This is a genomic window from Pedobacter cryoconitis, from assembly GCF_001590605.1.
GTDB classification, from domain to species: Bacteria; Bacteroidota; Bacteroidia; order Sphingobacteriales; family Sphingobacteriaceae; genus Pedobacter; species Pedobacter cryoconitis_A.
Window position 1 is genome coordinate 5,305,470 of record NZ_CP014504.1, and the last position, 18,697, is coordinate 5,324,166.

Annotated in this window: 15 protein-coding genes; 8 read left to right on the forward strand and 7 right to left on the reverse strand. The window is 39.6% G+C overall.

Features of this window, described 5'->3' with window-relative positions:
* The first annotated feature begins 50 nt into the window (after positions 1-50).
* From AY601_RS22560 to AY601_RS22585, 6 genes are all read left to right on the forward strand, one after another.
* A complete protein-coding gene (locus tag AY601_RS22560) occupies positions 51-1,559 on the forward strand; it encodes a sensor histidine kinase (protein ID WP_068405480.1) in 1,509 nt (502 codons plus the stop codon).
* On the forward strand, positions 1,559-1,948 hold the full coding sequence (locus AY601_RS22565; RefSeq protein WP_068405483.1) for a response regulator: 390 nt from the start codon (positions 1,559-1,561) through the stop codon (positions 1,946-1,948). The genes AY601_RS22560 and AY601_RS22565 overlap by 1 nt, the downstream gene beginning before the upstream one ends.
* A 9-nt stretch (positions 1,949-1,957) precedes the next feature.
* The gene (locus AY601_RS22570) at positions 1,958-3,127 is read left to right on the forward strand and encodes a pyridoxal phosphate-dependent aminotransferase (protein WP_068405486.1); all 1,170 of its coding nucleotides are present in this window, start codon (positions 1,958-1,960) and stop codon (positions 3,125-3,127) included.
* Positions 3,124-4,227, forward strand: a complete 1,104-nt coding sequence (locus AY601_RS22575; RefSeq protein WP_068405489.1) for an FAD-dependent monooxygenase — start codon at positions 3,124-3,126, stop codon at positions 4,225-4,227. Before AY601_RS22570 ends, AY601_RS22575 begins: the two co-directional genes overlap by 4 nt.
* Positions 4,228-4,354: 127 nt before the next feature.
* Positions 4,355-4,960: a LuxR C-terminal-related transcriptional regulator gene (locus tag AY601_RS22580; RefSeq protein ID WP_068405492.1), complete on the forward strand. Its 606-nt coding sequence runs from the start codon at positions 4,355-4,357 to the stop codon at positions 4,958-4,960.
* Positions 4,961-5,013: 53 nt separating this feature from the next.
* Positions 5,014-7,857, forward strand: a complete 2,844-nt coding sequence (locus AY601_RS22585; protein ID WP_068405495.1) for an MSCRAMM family protein — start codon at positions 5,014-5,016, stop codon at positions 7,855-7,857.
* Here the strand turns inward: AY601_RS22585 and AY601_RS22590 are convergent, their stop codons facing one another.
* From AY601_RS22590 to AY601_RS22615, 6 genes are all read right to left on the reverse strand, one after another.
* The gene (locus tag AY601_RS22590) at positions 7,858-9,255 is read right to left on the reverse strand and encodes a hypothetical protein (RefSeq protein WP_068405498.1); all 1,398 of its coding nucleotides are present in this window, start codon (positions 9,253-9,255) and stop codon (positions 7,858-7,860) included.
* Positions 9,224-10,036, reverse strand: coding sequence for a hypothetical protein (locus AY601_RS22595; protein WP_157288068.1), 813 nt, complete (start codon positions 10,034-10,036; stop codon positions 9,224-9,226). The genes AY601_RS22590 and AY601_RS22595 overlap by 32 nt, the downstream gene beginning before the upstream one ends.
* A gap of 8 nt (positions 10,037-10,044) precedes the next feature.
* Positions 10,045-10,575, reverse strand: a complete 531-nt coding sequence (locus tag AY601_RS22600) for a hypothetical protein (RefSeq protein WP_068405503.1) — start codon at positions 10,573-10,575, stop codon at positions 10,045-10,047.
* 91 nt (positions 10,576-10,666) lie between these two features.
* Entirely contained in the window at positions 10,667-11,464 is a 798-nt protein-coding gene (locus AY601_RS22605; RefSeq protein WP_068405506.1) for a sensor histidine kinase, read from the reverse strand.
* Positions 11,465-11,685: 221 nt separating this feature from the next.
* Positions 11,686-12,381, reverse strand: a complete 696-nt coding sequence (locus tag AY601_RS22610; RefSeq protein ID WP_068405509.1) for a PRC-barrel domain-containing protein — start codon at positions 12,379-12,381, stop codon at positions 11,686-11,688.
* A gap of 283 nt (positions 12,382-12,664) precedes the next feature.
* A complete protein-coding gene (locus AY601_RS22615; RefSeq protein WP_068405511.1) occupies positions 12,665-12,976 on the reverse strand; it encodes a hypothetical protein in 312 nt (103 codons plus the stop codon).
* Positions 12,977-13,333: 357 nt separating this feature from the next.
* Here AY601_RS22615 and glmS point away from each other — a divergent pair, with 357 nt between their 5' ends.
* Positions 13,334-15,172 carry a glutamine--fructose-6-phosphate transaminase (isomerizing) gene (gene glmS, locus AY601_RS22620; protein WP_068405514.1) on the forward strand — a complete coding sequence of 613 codons (1,839 nt, stop codon included), beginning with the start codon at positions 13,334-13,336 and terminating at the stop codon, positions 15,170-15,172.
* A gap of 71 nt (positions 15,173-15,243) precedes the next feature.
* On the opposite strand, the gene dxs is transcribed toward glmS, so the two are convergent.
* Complete coding sequence (gene dxs, locus AY601_RS22625; protein WP_068405517.1) at positions 15,244-17,172, reverse strand: 1-deoxy-D-xylulose-5-phosphate synthase; 1,929 nt, start codon at positions 17,170-17,172, stop codon at positions 15,244-15,246.
* A gap of 251 nt (positions 17,173-17,423) precedes the next feature.
* Between dxs and glyA the strand changes: the two genes are divergently transcribed.
* Complete coding sequence (gene glyA / locus AY601_RS22630; RefSeq protein WP_068405520.1) at positions 17,424-18,695, forward strand: serine hydroxymethyltransferase; 1,272 nt, start codon at positions 17,424-17,426, stop codon at positions 18,693-18,695.
* Positions 18,696-18,697: the final 2 nt, after the last annotated feature.

Consider the following 18,697-nt stretch of genomic DNA (forward strand, 5'->3'; position numbering starts at 1 on the left):
AATCTAATAACTAGCTTTGTATCGTCAAAATTGTTGACTGAAACCTGCATATGATTAATATCCCATCACTTAGGAATGAAGCTGACAGAATTGCTGCGCTTTATGTGTTGGAAATTTTGGATACTGGTGAAGAACAGGAGTTTGATAATATCGTCAAACTTGCTGCTATTATTACACAGGCACCGGTTTCGGCTATCACTTTTGTGGATGAAAACCGGATATGGTATAAAGCAAAACTGGGTATTGACCTGACTGAAACTCCCAGAGACAATTCAATCAGCGACATATTCCCATTTTTGATCGCTATACCAGTAGTCGTGAATAAGAATCTGGTTATTGGACATTTAAGTGTGGCCGGCCCGAAGCAGCTTACACTAAATCAGGAACAGCATAAAGGACTTGCGCTGCTTGCACAGCAGGTGGCTAGTTTGTTACAGCTAAAACTTCCGGTAATCAATAATAGTATTAAAGAATTTTATGAGAGTATTCTCAATAATATCCCACAGGATATTGTCGTATTTGATGCAAACCACAAATATCTTTTCGCTAATCCAATGGCGATTAAGAACGAAGAATACAGGAAATTTATTATAGGAAAAGACGACTTTGAATATGCTGCCTACAGAAACCGTGGTCCTGAGATAGCCAAAGCACGCAGAGCACAGTTTCTGGAAGTAAAGAATACGGGAAAGGCAATAGGCTGGGAAGAAAGTCAAAAGGATCCCAATGGAAATAATATCACCTTTTTAAGAAGGATGTTTCCTATGCATGATGAAAAAGGTAATTTCATTATGGTCATTGGTTTTGGAATAGATATTACTGAGCGTAAACTGCTGGAAGAAAAGCAAACGCTCATTATGGAGCAACTGGCTATTCAGAATACACAATTGATAGATTTCTGTAATGTAGTTTCCCATAATTTACGCGGGCCGTTAATCAATATGGCTATGCTGGCAGAGTTTATACAAGAAGCAGAAGACGCTGAAGAACAAAAAATGCTGGTTTCAAAACTTGAACCTGTTATAGAAAATCTGAAAAGTACATTTAACGAGCTGGTCGAATCTATACAGATCAGGTTAGACAGAGATATTAAACTGGACAGGCTGAACTTTAGTACCTGTCTTCAGGAAGCACTTGACGGGCTCTACGTGGAGATCCAGAAAGCAAAAGCCAAGATCCGGGTTGACTTTGAAGATGCACCAGCAGTATTATATCCGCATAAATATCTGGCAAGCATTTTTTATAACCTGATCAGTAATGCAATTAAATATCAATCGCCAGAAAGACAGCTATCCTTGAATCTCGCCTCTAAAATGAAAGAGGGGAATATTGTGCTGACTGTTCAGGACAATGGATTGGGTATAGACCTTGTTAAACATAAAGATAATATCTTTAAAATTGGAAAGGTATTTCACCGTCACCCTGATGCGAAAGGCCTTGGACTATTTATGACAAAAACCCAGGTGGAAGCGATGGGCGGTAAAATTTGGGTGGAGAGTTTTCCAGACCAGGGTTCTATTTTTTCAATAGAATTTGTAAATCAAAATATGAATTGGTAATGAAAAAAGTGTACCTCATCGATGATGATGATATTTTTGTATTTCTTACAAAAAAAACAATGCTGAAAGTGTCTGAAAATGTTGATGTTGAAGTTTTTTCAGACGGACTCCAAGCGATTACTCATCTAAAAGAAATACAGGATAAGAAGGAATTGTTGCCTGATGTTATTTTTCTGGATCTGAATATGCCAGTCATGGACGGATGGGAATTCTTAGCTGAATATCAGGAATTATATCCTTCTTTTGTGAAGAGAAACGAACTCTATATTGTGTCATCCTCCATCTCTCCGCATGAGATGGAAAGATCAAAAAATATAGAAGAAGTTTGTGAATTTATAATCAAGCCCTTAGTGAAAGAAAAGTTTCTTGAAATTCTAGAAAATTTATAGTTTTAGAGGATGTTTCAATCCCAATCTGTCAATCTGGATATTCTAAAGAAGAGAGCGTTTAACTTAAGATGGGCCACTGTGCCTGAAGGAGTTATTCCGCTTACTGCTGCAGATCCGGACTTTCCAAGTGCGCCCGAAATTGCAGAATCAATTATCCGTTTTACACAAGATAGGTATCTTTCTTACGGCCCTGCTGCAGGATTACCTGAATTTAAAGAAAGTTTAGCTAATTATTATACTGTGAAGCGGAATATTCCAGCGGTTCCCGGATTTATATTTCCAGTAGATAGTGCAGCTTTTGGTATTTATTTAACCTGTAAAGCATTCCTTTCACCAGGTGACGAAGCCATTATTTTTGATCCCGTAGATTTCCTTTTCAGGTACTCAACTGAGGCCGTTGGCGGAGTTGCTGTTCCATTTGCTATTCCTCCAGGGATTGATACTGTTGATTTTGATAATCTTGAACGACTGATTACGCCTAAAACACGTATGATCTGTCTTTGTAATCCATTGAACCCAACAGGAAAGGTCTTTAAAAAAGAAGAATTGCTTCAGCTGGGAGAAATAGCCTGTAAACATGGACTGATTATTTTATCAGATGAAATATGGAGTGATATTGTTTATACACCAAATTTATATACAAGTATAGCTTCCATCAACGAAGAAATCAGGAACCAGACTATAACTGTAACAGGTTTCAGTAAATCTTATGGCCTTGCAGGCCTGCGGATCGGAGCAGTTATGGCATCCAATCAGGTACACTATGACCGTCTGTTTGAAGTTTCCCTTCATGGATCTACTATTCATGGCGCTAATATACTTTCGCAGGTAGCAGCGACCACAGCACTCAATGACTGCGGATATTGGTTAGATGAATTCCTGGTACATCTTCAGAAAATGAGAGATCTGACTGTTAGAGAACTCAACGCGACGCAGGGATTTAAATGTATTTCTCCAGAAGGATGTTATGTCGCATTTACCAATATAACAGGGACGGGGAAAAGCAGTAAAGAAATCCATCAGCTTCTACTCGACAAGGCAAAGGTTGCTGTAGTTCCCGGTGCTAAAGAATGGTTTGGAGAAGGTGCAGAAGGATTTATCAGAATGAGTTTTGCGACTTCAGAAGATATTCTCAACGAAGCATTATACAACATCAAAACTACGGTAAATACTTTATGAAAGTAGTAGTTTTAGGCGGTGGGATCGCTGGGTTGTGCATGGGGATTTATATGCATCAGCATGCCATTGAAGTGTGTGTAAACGAAAGACAAATTTTCTCTGCCGTAGGCGGACATGCCTTTCTGATGCATCATGACGGAATTGCTGTATTGAATGAACTTGCAACTGAAAGTAATTTTTCACTTCCCGGTAAAGCAGTACACACCTTTATGCTGAAGGATTCAACTGGGTTAATTGTGAATGAAAAAGCACTCGAAGACTGGCAATGCTTCAAACGTACAGACCTGCTGGCTTGTTTAAATCGATTCCTGCCTGCATACAGCTTAAAAAACAACCGTGTATTTTCTCATTTTATAACGGAAGAGGATCAGGTTATAGCCGCAGTATTTTTGAATGGAGAGGTGGAGTATGGAGATGTTTTTATTGGTGCAGACGGCGCAAACTCAATGGTCCGGCAGCAGCTATTTGGTGAAGTAAAATTTGAACCGGGTAAAGTAAAAGAAGTAGTTGGCATTGTACAACATGCTGAACTCGCTGGCTCACTACAAGGGAAGTTTACCAAGTTTCAGCAAAAAGACCAGGGTCTTTCCTTCGGTCTTATTCCAACATCAGGAACAGAAATGGTGTGGTTTATGCAATATGACCCATTATTAGCTGACATCCCTGAAGGTATTCATCCGCGTTCTGTTCAATACCACGAACTGTTGCGTGAGTTATGTTTCAAGCTGTTGAAAGACTTTCCCATTGAAGTACAGGAGGTTTTAGGAAGCAATGATTTTAAGACCAGTTATATCTGGAATACCAGGGATTTTGACCTTTTGCCAAGCTTTCATCATCAAAATGTAGTCTTGATTGGCGATGCAGCGCACGTTGCGCTCCCATTTACAAGCGCAGGAACTACAAATGCCATGCTCGATGCGAAAACACTATCCTATTGTTTACTCCATTACCCAAATTTGAATACAGCATTCTCAGCTTACTATCAATTAAGAGCTGAAAGTATCAATGAACATGTAAACCTGGGCAGAAGCTTAAGAGATTCCTTCCTGAGTTCTACTTCGTTAAGTGTTATTCCGCTCATTAGCAGTGTATTAAAGTAATGTATATTTCATTCAGGCCCCTCCTTGTTGAATGAACGGAATGAATACTTAAGCGCTTAAAGTATTTATTAACTTTATTTCATATCATTTCAAGTTATTTACTGAATGAGATTAAGGAGGGGAAAATATGATAAAAGTTGGAATTATTGATACCAATCAACAGAGCAGAAATAGGATGCGTGTGCTGCTAAATCATCAGCATCAGCATAATCTAAAGGTAACGCTCGACATTGGATCTATGGGGGAATGTAAGAAAGTACAGCCCTCTCAGGAGCCCAATGTTACCCTGCTCGACATTGAGGTTAACGGAATTGAGGTCATCCCTGACATTTATCGGAAATTTCCGAATACAAACGTAGTAGTTTACAGCAATATTCAAGACCATACCAGTGTTCTGGCCTGTGTAAAGGCTGGAGCTATGGGATATCTCACCAAAGATACCTGTGTAGATGATGTGATCTCAACTATTGTAACTACTTATCGCGGAGGTTCTGTTTTCAGTCCCTCTATCTCGCGGAATGTAATTCAGCAAGTACAGTATACCATAGACTATCAATCCAAACTAAGTTATAGAGAACGCCAGATCGTAGAAGGCCTTCAACATGGCCTGAGTTATAAATTGATAGGTTATAAATATGGAATCTCCTTAGATACTGTCCGTCAGTATATTAAAAGAACCTATAAAAAACTGAATATTAACAGTAAAGGTGAGCTGCTTGCTCAATTCAAATAAAGATCAATTGGCTTTTCCTTGTCCAGCAGGGCAGCTACGTTTTATCATGAACTATGATGCATAAAATCGGCTATTTGAAAGTATTTTATTTGATTCTTTGCTTTCTGGCCGGGTTTAATACATCAGCTCAGGTAAAATATGCCTTTACCCGGGATACGCTGGAAATCAAGGGTGGTGAAACCTTCTCCAATCTGCTGAAGATTACAAACTTTGAAAAAGAAACTGTAACGCTGCTGCAAGACAAAAAAGAAAAGTTCCTGACTAAAGGATTAATCTCCCTGCCAGACAGCCTCGTGCTGAAAGCAGGGGAGAGCAAACTTTTCCCATTAAAGTATATCGCAGACCGGCAAACGATTAACAATAACAGCCAGCTCTTTACAGTTCACCTCACCACTTTAAAAGGAAGTGTTGAGGTACAAAAATCTGCGGCATTCATAACCCAGTTAACTGACGTCGGTGGGCTGACAATTGGTACAGAAGAAAATGAAGTTTATCTGGGGCAACTGAGTAATCAGGCCCAGGTAGTGGTACGTTGTTCAAATAATGGCTTTGTTCCCATTACCTTCAGACTACTCCTTTCGGGTATTCCCGACGGACTGGAATTTACAGGACAAACTATGAACCTTACCCTGCAGCCCGGAACCCAGCAATTGTTGCCTTTCTTAGCCAGGAATAAAATAAATAACCGTGTTCCAGCAGATTTTACCGTGACAATTCAGGCAGTAGATGCCGGTAATCATCCATTGGCTGTTAAAATAATCAGGATTATCAATGTAACCAACGCAAGAAGACTAAGCATGAGCGGAGATCAGTACACAGGTACACTGTCTAATACGATTGCCCTGCGCTATGCAAGTCTGAGCAGCAATTCTTCTTTTTATCAATTACAAGCAAATGGAAAAGTTAAGACAGGAGATAACGGATCGCTCGAATACCGGTTAAATGCTGACCAGTACCATCAGCAAAATGTGAATGGAATTAATATTTATAACACCTTTGTAGATTACCAGGCAAAAGGCTGGGGAGTTAAAGTGGGTAATATATACGAAAATATAGACTTTTCTTTAGGTGGCCGGGGAATTAAAGCAAGCTTGAAACTGAAAGACAATGGCGTATTGTCCGTTTATGGCATTCAGAATAATTTTCTGTTGTACGATCAGATCAATACCACAATCCCGGGGGCAAAAATTCTGGCGGTTGATTATAACCTGAGTACTCCCGACACTAAAGGTAACCGGAGGCTGACCTATGTGCACAGCCGCGACCCTTTTACTGGGGTTGATGCCAATCAATTGAGTGTAAAGACAGGATTGAACCTGGGCAAAGGGCAGCTTTTAGACTTTGAAGCGGGCTACTCATTAGAAGCACAGCAAAAAACAAACTCTTCACAACAGCAGGGCGTCTCAGCCGGGATGAATTACGCCTTGAATACCAATACTTATCAATTTGCAGGAAGCGGATATTACAGCAGCCCATATTTTACAGGATTAAGACGCGGTCTGCTACTGACAGACCTTCGTCTGACCCGAAAATTTGAAAACTCCAATAGCCTTGCAGCTCACTTTAGTATGCAGGTTAATAACCCGAAGTATCAATATGAGCTCAATAATCTCTTTAATACCGGGCTCAATAAAAATGCGATATATATTTATGAATTGGGATTCAATACCAGGGCTGGGAATGTTTTTCTTGGTTTCGGGCCTTATTTCATGGATCAGCATCTAATTACTTCTGCCGTTACAACTCAATTTGGAGCTAACGCGGATTGGAGATCCTCAGCAATGCGTTTTAGTGCAAACATGGCTTATAGTGGACGCATACATAGCTTTTCCATAACCGCCGATTACGGTTATACTTATGTGAATACCTCAAAAAGGCCGCTCGCCCCCTTTCATTCCATTAAAATCAATACCAGTTACAACCTGCCGGTTTTTGGATTCAGCAGTTACATTCAATTGAACCCTTTTTATATTTCGGACATACTGTCTTCGAGCGGTACTAACAAATACAGACTATATTCTTTTGGTCCTAACGTTCACTTTGAAGCGTTACAGAATAACCTTACTTTCCGCCTGGGTGGGATGTATAATTATTATGGTTTCACGCACAGTAATAACTACTCCGTGAACAGCAATATAAGATATCTGCTGAAAGGAAACTGGGCGCTCACCAGTGACCTGCAATACACCATAACCAGGCAAAAGCAACCAATCTCACTTTATAATCCTATCCCAAACACAGTAAATAGCCTCGACAATTTATATTTTGAAAACAGACAACTAAGATTTGGTGTAGAAAAGCAATTTGGTGCACAAGGCAAATCAGGATCAAAAAGACTGCTGCTTACCTATTATGAAGACCACAACAGCAATGGGCAGCGCGATCCCGGAGAAGCACCAGTTGCCGGTGTATTAGTTAAAATCAATGGAGACGCCGCCCTGACCAACAGTAAAGGAGCCGTAGAATTCAAGGATATGAAAAAAGAAGCTTATACTGTTTCTGTGACGAATACCAGAGGATGGAGCCTGCAAGATCCGACAGTTGTCTTTTTGGATAAAAGTAAGAAACTGGAAATTCCATTAGTTAAAACACAAGCCCTCAATGGTTGCCTGAAACTGAAAGCTGAAAAATATGGAGATGGGGCCCCAGTACTTGCAGGCATAAGAATTAATGCTGTAGATTTAAATGGCCGTATACATAAGACCTTAACAGATGATCAGGGGAACTTCTGTTTCTACCTGCCAAGAAATAAATATACAGTTTATATTGAGACCACCGGGATGCCATTTTCTATTGAGAATGAAAAAGAAGAAGTTTCTCTTCAGGGAGTTCCGGTTGGCATGCTGACCTTTCTCTACCACGACCAGCGCCGGAAAGTTACCGTAAGCAGATTTTAATTAAGGTGCGACAATCGTATAAGTAATCGTGGTATTATAACTTCCTGCTGTTTTATTCAATAGATTAGAAGTCTGTGCTGAAGGAATGCGATACTGCAGGTTCAGCAGCCTGTCTACGATAGGATTAGCTGAACTAATGATAGTCTGCGGGTTCGCAGAGAGTACCACTGGCGTGATCCCGGTTTGTCCAGTCATCCCTTCAATAGTGATTACCCCAACAGGTATCTGTATGCCGCCAGAAGAGCTTAAAACACTGCTGCTTGCCTTCACCGTTACATTATAAGGAACCGTACTGCTCACTTTAACATGATTTGGCTTTGTTGTAGTTACGCCTTGCTGATAGTTTGCAGTAGTATTGACAGTTAAAGTTACACTAGGATCCTGAACAATCAATTCCATAAGGTTGCTTACATTAACCTGTACAGAACTATTCATCGTTTGTGAAGCCAAAGTTGCAGGGAAGGAAGACGCTGTTTTTGAAACCGTATAAACTACTGGTACCGTATAGGTTCCTGCTTGTACAAAATTGCTTTTAAGATTGGCTCCGCTGATACTTAAAGTAGAAGACAATATACTTTTATTCGTTATAATGACAGGGATCCCGGTAGCAGCCGTCAACAGCTGGTCACTTGCAGAAAGGTTAATCGCAGCGCCTGCATATGTGCCTGAAAGAACTGCACCCATTAAATTTACGCTATTTGCTGCTGGCAATTGATTATAAGGCTGCGTAGTAGTAAAAGCGAAAGTACCACTGCTGGCCCTGAGACTTAATAGAGTAGGGACAGTTGTAAAATAATCGCTGCCAGATACTGCGCTGACACCAGCTACACTTCTGAAAATGGCAAACGAATTGACATTCAATGTCGTTGTAGCCGGAACCAGTGTATTTAAGGTAATATATGCGGGAACATTAAGTGTGAGTGTGGGTGTCGGTGGAGTAATGCTTCCGGTAAAGGTTAATGTTGTCGCATAACTTCCAGCGGCCCAGGCTACGCCTATCGGTGAAACAGTATAATCAACAAGCATAGTACCACTCAATAAACCAACTGCTACATAATAGATATTTTGTGATACACTGGAAAGTATAATCGGATTTGCTCCTGAAAGTATATTTACGCCTCCAATAGAAGTTACCTTCATATTGATCAGGTTTGGGGCGAGCGCAAGCGCAGGTAAAGTAGCGGGGGTTGGTGTTAATGTTGTGCTGGCCGCCTTTACATTTACGGATGACAAAAGGCTTAGCGCGGGAGATGCACCACTATTCAGATTGACTACATAACCCATTTGTCCTGAAATATTGGCTTCGGGCAGATTGATAATCAATTGCGCATTGGCATTCCCGACTGTAAAACAGCAAAAAATAACCCTAAGGGCGGTATATAATCTCTTTTTCAGCAACTTTCAAATCATAAGAAGTACCAGCATCCAATAAAGCAACAGCCAGGAATTTTCCTTTTAAATCTGTTGGTAAATCAACCATCACCCATTGGGTAGCATCCGGCAACATGGCCAGCACTTCAGGTTTAATTTTTATTTCCTCTCCCGTTTCTTTATTTGTTAATTCAAAACGGATAAATGCATCTTTATTCAGGTTTCCCTTATTGTGTATTTTTAAAGCCAGTCTTCTGCTTTTCGCTTTTCCGTTATCATGAATCCCCCGGTCCTCAAAAGATAGAAACTCAAGCTCTCCAGGATTTAATCCCCGCGGCACATAATAAACTTGTATCCCAACCTCCATTAACACATTAATACCAATCTTGGCTGCATTTTTTTGCTGTGCTTCTTGTTCTTTGACCTGCGTAAAAAAGAGCATGCTCGTTGTTAACTTATCCGCATGCGCAGGAATAGTCATCGATACATTGACTTGCTTATTCTCACCAGGCTGCACAGCGATATTATTTGACGAAAGCGTAAGCCAGCTGGAGTTCGATAGAGGCAATGTATTACTATCATAATAGATTTTGATACCGAGCGAATCCCTCTTCCAGTCTTGTATCCTGGTGACAAAAGACAATACACCCGCCGACGTATTCCCAAAGGTAACTATTTGGCTAACCGTCTCTCCCGGATTTCCACTAAAGAAAATCCTGGCTGGTGAAATTGAAAAGCCCTGTCCTTTCGCTAAGTCTGGTAGCGTCATGACAAGGCATAGGATGAATAAACCAGTAAGTACCCTCATCAAGCAGATTAAGGTTGTGTAATCGTGTAAACAACATTTGTGGCATAAGTCCCTACCGCCTTACCAATCAGGCCAGCAGCCGTAGGAATTGTATAATTTATATTATAAGCCGTTGCAAGTGTTGGTGAAGCAGTGGTAACCAGTGCCTGGTTAGTCGTTGTTAAAGCTGGTGCAGCATAAGTAGCGCCGGTAGTTGGTGTACTTGGGTCAATACTTACCTGTACAACACTTAAGGAGACCGGGGTTGCATTACCTGCAATTACATTGAACTCTGTCGCAGCTTTTACAGCAACACTGTAAGGCTTGTTACTCACCACTGTAAAATGGTTTGCTTTCGCGACTGTTTTGCTACCTGCATAATCCGTAGCTAATGCATAATTAAAAACTACATCTGGAGTTGGACCCAGTGTAATAGAGAAGGCATCAGAAAGTACGATGCTAAGCGGTACGTTACCACTTACAGTCTGAGCATTAGCTTTCAGGTTGAAAATGGTGCCAACTACTAATAGTGCGGCGATGATGAGTAAGGTCTTTTTCATGTTCTGTGGAATACGTTAACTACAAAACTAGAAGTAAAGTCGTACTAAATCGCTAAAATAATGACACATATTGATGTCACATAACTCCACATTATTTGAACGTAACAATGAAGGTACAGCCTTTGTCCAGCTCACTTTCAACTGCTATTTTTCCTCCCATAGAAGTAATCTGGGTTTTTGTAATAAACAGCCCTACACCACTTCCGTTAACATGACTGTGAAAGCGTTGATTTAAACCGAAGATCCTGTCTTTGTGTTTGTTCAGATCGATTCCTATGCCGTTATCAGAGAAGATCATGGTGACCTTTCCATCCTCATTGAGCCTGGTTGTGATGTCAATTCTAAGTGGTCTGCTGGCAGAATGGTACTTCATTGAATTCGACATTAAATTCATCAATATACTTTCCAGGTAACTTTTGGGGAAAGGAACCGTTTCACATTGGAAATCAGTGTGTATATAAATTCCCAGTTTGTGGATTTGTTTATTAAAATAATTACATACTTTTTTGAAAATACTGCCAATACTTACATTTTCGATATTCAGTTTTTTATCACTTTTAATACTCAGCATCTGCGTCAGATCATAAATAGTCTCATTCAGTTTAAAAGCCGAGTCTCTGAACATATCTACAATTGTCTTATTATACTCATCCAGTACGTCATAATCCAGGATATCAATTAATCCTATTAAATTCGATAAAGGTGCGCGGAGATTATGAGAAGTGATATAAGCAAATTGATTCAGGTCCTGATTACGTGAAGTTAAATCCTCTATCAGCTGATCTCTTTCTTCTTCGATCTTATTTTGGGTAATATATTCGCGGAAATTAGCAGCCAACGCACTGATGTCAGAGTTTTTAATCATATTATCTTTAAGTTGATTTGACATGAGTATAAATTCATTGGAGATTACTTACATCAGGCAAACACCTTGCCATATTGTAACAAAAAAGCTTATTTGGATACCCATTGTTATTCTTTTCGGGAATAATTAATTCTGATTGTTTAAGATAAGGTGATTTTAATGATTTATTTGGTATAGTACTGATAACTAATATTATATGTGACTTTTTTTTAAGGAATTATACTAAAACAGCTGTTTATTACAAGCTAAATTGTATTATTTAAAAGCTGTTGTGCAAGTACCGCGTCCAGTGCCGAACTGGCTGCCAGACTCAGGATAAATTCATCCCGTGAACCATCACCTAAATACTGAGTGTTTGTATTTCCCTGGAGATCTGTGACACTATTTAGTGGATTGTAAGGCGTGATTTTAATATCGCTTTCTGCGAAGCCCCTTTTAACTAATAATCTAAAAGCATTTTCTGCTTCGCTTTCCTCCTGATATACCCTGGTGATCACCTGAAAAGGGATACGTTCTGTATAACTGCCATGCGCTTCCTTTGCAGCTTTGCTGGTTTCATCAAAATCTTTATGGCCATATATTTCCGAATCTGTTGAAATGACTGGCTGTCCCTGAATATAATCAGGTAAAACTGAAATCTGCTGCGCGGTAATATTGGGGAGGACAATTTCTTCTATATGACTATGCAGTTCTGCGGCACCAATAGGGATTAAAACTTCCCGTTCCTGAATGTTCCATACATTTCCGGCAAGGTTTAAAATCAGATAGCGTGCCTGATGCCGCTCATCAATCAGCAGGTCTCTGATTGTTCCGATGAATTGTCTCGCAGAATTTACGACTGTCCGGGTGGTCAGATCTGGCTGTCCTGCTCTGATTGAATAAGCATTGTGGTTTAATTCTGTTAAATTTTTAAGCCGATGCTCATTTTCTTCTCGTTCCATAACCAGGTAGTTTTAGACTTTTCATCATTAGTGTGTTTATAACTGTCAATAACTTAGTTTGGCGTTAAGATATGCTTAATAATTTTTCTATGCTACATATATATCTGTAATACAGTGCTATGTTGGCTTACTTATCTTCCAGCTATGCCAAATAAAAGCATTAGGTTATCCGGATAATTACCCACGTTTATTGGAGTTATTCACACCTGAGTGTGGATAACTTAAGCATAAAAAAACCTACCTTTTTTCAAAGGCAGGTCCTGTTTTTCATAATGTGTGTTAATTATTGAACTACAACACCATCTTTGCCAATTTTTAAGGAAGCAGTTTCTTCACCCTTTTTAGCATCAACCTGGTAGTATTCGGCTTTACTTGCATCAGTGATTTTGAATGCTGCAATTGGAGCCCAGTCTTTATATTTATCCGATGCTAAAGTTGCTTTCACAGCATCTGGTAATTCTTCAATTTTAACCGGAGTTTTAGTAGTGCTGTCTTGTTGCGCTACCATAGTAACCTGTGTTTTGATATCATTTGCTTTAACGGTTGAGACACTTGCAAATGCTAAGATGGCTGCACCTAAGATTAAATTTTTCATCTGTTATATTTTTAAATATTTTATTTTTTATACTATGATTCTTAATCAGACAGGTTACATAATAATGCCAATCCTAATCATTTTACGTAACTAACTGTTAATGAGTTTATTAGTTTTTAATGCTGAATTATTTAGTGTAGACAAATTCCACACTTTGGCGCCAGTATAAACAGTTGATATGTTTCCGGTTGCTAAAACGTATTAATACAATTTTAATCCTGCAATCCGCTGAAAAAAATCAACGAGCTTTATTCATCCTGCCAAGGGGACTTTTGTCCCAAAAGAAAGCAAGCATATTTTATTTTACTGTAAATAAATCATTAATTGACTAGATTTACACCTTTATACTAGAATAATATGTGTGGAATAGTAGGATATATAGGTTATAGAGAAGCTTGGCCAATTGTGCTGAAAGGCTTGAAAAGATTAGAATACCGTGGGTATGACAGTGCGGGTATTGCATTGATTAATCAAAGTGGATTAAAATTATACAAAAAGGCAGGAAAGGTTCAGGAACTTGAAAATTTCAGTGATGGAAAAGATAAATCGGGAACGATTGGGATGGGGCACACCCGTTGGGCAACCCATGGTGAACCTTCAGACAGGAATTCACACCCGCACACTTCTAACGATGGTAAATTAACTATTATCCACAATGGGATTATAGAGAATTATGCTACCCTGAAAGAAGAGTTGTTATCAAGGGGCCACGTTTTCAATAGTGATACAGATACAGAGGTACTGATCCATTTAGTAGAGGAGATCTACAAAAAAGAGAACACAGACTTATTGGAAGCAGTACGTTTGGCTCTACACCAGGTTAGCGGTGCTTATGCCATCGTGATTATGGACAATGACCACCCAGATCAGTTAATTGCAGCCAGAAAAGGCAGTCCAATGGTTATTGGTGTAGGTGCAGGAGAATACTTTATTGCTTCTGATGCGACGCCAATTATTGAATACACTAAAAACGTAATTTATCTGAATGATAATGAGATTGCATTTTTAAAACGCGATGAGTTATTAATTAAGAGATTAGACAACGTTGTACAAACTCCATATATCCAGGAACTGGAGCTTAAATTGGAAATGCTTGAAAAAGGTGGTTATGAGCATTTCATGCTCAAAGAAATCTTTGAACAAGCAAGGTCGATCAGAGATTGTATGAGAGGCCGTATTTATCCGAATGAAGGAAGAGTACAATTAGGCGGAATTAAAGAGTATGCGGACAAGTTAAAGAACATTGACCGTATTATTATTGTCGCTTGTGGAACTTCCTGGCATGCCGGACTGGTAGGTGAATATTTAATTGAAGAATATGCACGTATACCTGTAGAAGTAGAATATGCTTCAGAATTTCGTTATAGAAATCCAATTATTACAGAGAAAGATGTAGTGATTGCGATCTCTCAATCCGGAGAAACAGCAGATACAATGGCTGCTATTGAGATGGCCAAAGAAAAAGGGGCAACTATTTTCGGGGTTTGTAATGTAGTAGGTTCCTCTATTCCACGTTTAACGCATGCAGGAGTTTATACCCATGCAGGACCTGAAATTGGTGTAGCTTCAACCAAAGCATTTACAGCACAAGTAACGGTATTGACATTGATGGCCTTTTATATGGCACAGCAAAAAGGTACCTTAACACAAGCCAAACTGGTAGAGCTGTTAACTGAACTGGATTGTATCCCGGAAAAGATCACTAAAGCATTAGAGTCCAACGATCTGATTAAAGAGATTGCGCATAAATTTAAAGATTCCAGAAACTGCCTGTTCCTGGGTAGAGGAAGTGGTTTCCCTGTAGCTTTAGAAGGTGCATTGAAATTGAAAGAAATCTCTTATATCCATGCAGAAGGTTATCCGGCAGCAGAAATGAAGCATGGTCCTATTGCACTGATCGATGAAGAGATGCCAGTAGTCGTAATTGCTACTAAAAACTCTTCTTATGAGAAGGTAATCAGTAATATTCAGGAAGTAAAAGCAAGAAAAGGGATTGTACTCGCTATCGTTACCGAAGGTGATACTGAAGTTCGTAAAATGGCCGATTACTGTATAGAAATCCCTGATGCAAGTGAAGCATTCCTTCCATTGCTGGCAACGATACCATTGCAATTACTTTCTTATCATATTGCTTTGTTAAGAGGTTGCAACGTGGACCAGCCAAGAAATCTGGCTAAATCTGTGACTGTAGAGTAAATCGTATAATCAGCATAAAAAAAGCTACTCCGTTGAAATAAATGGAGTAGCTTTTTTTTTTAATAGTTCCTTTAAGAAGCAATAGTCGCAGTAGTTCTGCGCACTGCAATCTTTTTAACAGTTTCTATAATACCAGCTTTATCATAACCGCAAATTGACCACAATTCGCTTTGTTCTCCATGGTCAACAACCTCGTCAGGAATACCTAAACGGATTACATTGGCCTGGTAATTATGATCAGCCATAAATTCCAGCACTGCAGAGCCCATTCCGCCTTGCAGACAGCCATCCTCTACAGTAACTATCTTTTTATAACGTGTAAAGACATCATGCAGTAAAACCTCATCAAGAGGTTTAACAAAGCGCATATCATAATGCGCGGGATGGATGCCTTCCGTATTTAATTCTTTACAAGCCTCAACAGCGAAGTTGCCGACATTTCCAATGGTCAGGATAGCTACTTCTTCACCGTCACAGATCTTTCTGCCTTTTCCGACCTCAATAGCTTTGAAAGGGCGTTTCCAGTCTGTCATGACCCCGTTCCCTCTCGGATAACGAATAGAAAAAGGGCCCATGTTTTCCAGTTGAGCTGTATACATCAGGTTCCTGAGTTCTTCCTCATTCATTGGAGCGGCAACTGTCATATTAGGGATACAGCGCATATAAGCCAGGTCATAAGCACCATGGTGTGTTGCGCCGTCACTGCCGGCAAAACCTGCACGATCCAGACAAAAAACAACATTTAAGTTCTGTATAGCCACATCATGTATCACCTGATCATATGCACGCTGCATAAAACTGGAATAAATATTACAGAAAGGCAGCATACCTTGTGTCGCTAGTCCGGCAGAAAAAGTAACAGCATGCTGCTCAGCAATACCGACATCAAAAGCACGGTCAGGCATCGCTTTCATCATAATGTTCATCGATGATCCTGAAGGCATAGCAGGGGTAATCCCTACAATATTTTTATTAGCCTCAGCAAGCTCAACCAGTGTATGTCCGAAAACATCCTGATATTTTGGTGGCTGTGGTTTATCATTTACTGATTTTTTAATTTCACCTGTAATCTTATCAAAAAGACCAGGGGCATGCCATTTGGTTTGATCCTTCTCTGCCAATGCAAAGCCCTTTCCTTTAACAGTTACACAATGTAATAGCTTAGGGCCAGGAATATCCTTCAGGTCTTTTAATACGGCCGCTAATTTTTTTACATCATGGCCATCCACAGGACCAAAATACCTGAAATTTAAAGATTCAAAAAGGTTACTTTGATTTAATAAAGTGCCTTTAATACTTTTTTCTATCTTTTTGACGAATTTATGTGCATTAGGGCCAAGCTCAGAAAGCTTAATCAATACACTTGAAATATCATCTCTGAACCTGTTATAAGATTTAGAAGTGGTAATATTGGTCAGATATTCTTTAAGTGCACCAACATTCGGATCAATAGACATACAGTTATCATTCAGGATAACCAGCAGGTTTGAATTTTCAATTCCAGCATGGTTAAGTCCCTCAAAGGCAAGTCCGGCAGTCATTGCACCATCACCAATTACGGCAACATGCTGACGATCTTTCTCGCCTTTTAACTGTGAAGCTACAGCCATACCCAATGCCGCAGAAATTGAGGTAGAAGAGTGGCCTACACCCATCGTATCGTATTCACTTTCGCTGATATTCGGGAAGCCACTGATACCATTCAGCAGTCGGTTTGTATGAAAAACAGATTTTCTTCCGGTCAGGATTTTATGGCCATAGGCCTGGTGGCCCACATCCCAGACTAATTTATCGTAAGGGGTATTCATGACGTAATGTAAAGCTACAGTGAGCTCTACAACACCAAGACTAGAAGAAAAATGGCCGCCATTTACACTTACAGTATCAATAATATACTGACGTAATTCCTGGCTGATTTGTTCCAGGTCATCTTCTGTATGCTGCTTTAAATCAGCAGGATAGTTTATGTTAGGTAATAATGGAGTGTTGAAGTTTTCCATGCAGGGTTTAATAGACAACAATATACAAAGTACGGGATTTTAGTTAAGATAACCGCAAAATAATAGTCATTTCAAAAACAAAACAAATACGTGTTCAGGCTTACAACAGTTAAAAAAACAAATATGTTCTGAGAAGGTGTTTAAAATCGTTTGCATGAACTTATATCTGTATGCTTCAGCAAGGTTAAAAAACAATAGTATTCTCTGAAGCTGTTGAAAATGATTATTTTTACAGAAATATACTTTGATAAATGGAACGAGATACTTTAATTTTTGATTTGATTGACAGGGAATTAGACCGTCAGGAAAACGGCCTTGAGCTGATTGCTTCAGAGAATTTTGTAAGCAAACAGGTAATGGAAGCTGCGGGTTCAGTATTAACTAACAAATATGCTGAAGGCTTACCGGGCAAACGTTATTATGGCGGATGTCAGGTGGTTGATGAGGTAGAGAATATTGCCATTGAACGTGCTAAAAAACTATTCGGTGCGGAATGGGTAAATGTTCAACCACATTCTGGCGCACAGGCTAATGCAGCTGTGATGCTGGCTGTAATACAGCCAGGAGACAAAATCCTTGGATTTGATCTGTCTCATGGAGGACACTTAACTCATGGTTCTCCGGTAAATTTTTCAGGTAAATTATACAAACCTTTCTTCTACGGTGTTAAAAAAGAAGATGGACTGATTGATTATGCAAAACTGGAAGAAGTAGCCTTGGCTGAACGTCCAAAATTAATTATCTGTGGTGCATCTGCCTATTCAAGAGAATGGGATTATGCTTTTATCCGTAGCGTAGCTGATAAAATCGGTGCGTTGGTACTTGCCGATATTTCACACCCTGCAGGATTGATCGCAAGAGGATTATTAGCAAACCCGCTTCCTCATTGCCACATCGTGACTACAACTACACACAAAACATTACGCGGACCACGCGGTGGACTGATTATGATGGGTAAAGACTTTGAAAATCCATTTGGTATCAAAACACCTAAAGGCGAAACCAGAATGATGTCATCTGTATTAGATATGGCAGTTTTTCCAGGTACTCAAGGCGGTCCGTTAGAACACATTATTGCAGCAAAAGCAATTGCATTTGGTGAAGCATTAAGCGATGAATACCTGGTTTATATCAAACAAGTACAAGCGAATGCGCAGGCTATGGCAAAAGCTTTTATGAGCAGAGGATACGGTATCATTTCAGGTGGTACAGACAACCACTTAATGCTGATTGACTTACGCAACAAAAATATAACTGGAAAAGTTGCGGAAAATGCGCTTGAAAAAGCAGATATTACCGTGAACAAGAATATGGTACCGTTTGACGATAAATCTCCTTTTGTGACTTCAGGGATCCGCGTAGGGACTGCTGCAATTACAACCAGAGGATTTAAAGAACAAGACATGGAAAAAATTGTTGATTTAATAGATCAGGTTTTGACTAATCCAGAGGATGATGCCCATTTGAGTGAAGTGAGAAAACAAGTGACTGCATTAGTTGCTGGTTTTCCATTATACAAGTAAAA